1 protein-coding gene is annotated in these 265 nt (G+C 67.5%); it reads right to left on the bottom strand.

From position 1 onward, the window contains the following. Nucleotides 1-265: pyrroline-5-carboxylate reductase family protein (locus SCA31_RS23810; protein WP_410699474.1), on the bottom strand; the 265-nt coding region annotated here is incomplete at both ends.

The following is a 265-nucleotide window of genomic DNA, read 5'->3' as shown; positions in this document are numbered from 1 at the left end:
CTGATGACGGGCTGCCCCTCCGGCAACGCCGCTTCGAGCTGGGCGATGGAAACAGCGGCCGCGACACTGACCACGATGGTGTCCTTAGCCAGCGCCGGGCTGATCTCGCGGGCAAGGTCCGCAATCCCCACGGGCTTGACGCCGAGGATGACCATCCCCGCGCCCTTGGTAGCCAATTGGTTGTTATCCGGCTCCTCATCACCGGCGATCGCCATGACTCCGTGACGGTGGGCAAGCTCCTCCGCGCGGGCAGCCCGCCGGACAG

The sequence above is a fragment of the Chryseobacterium sp. SIMBA_028 genome, from assembly GCF_046535285.1.
Taxonomy (GTDB): domain Bacteria; phylum Bacteroidota; class Bacteroidia; order Flavobacteriales; family Weeksellaceae; genus Chryseobacterium.
This window is presented reverse-complemented; position numbering and strand designations above follow the sequence as displayed.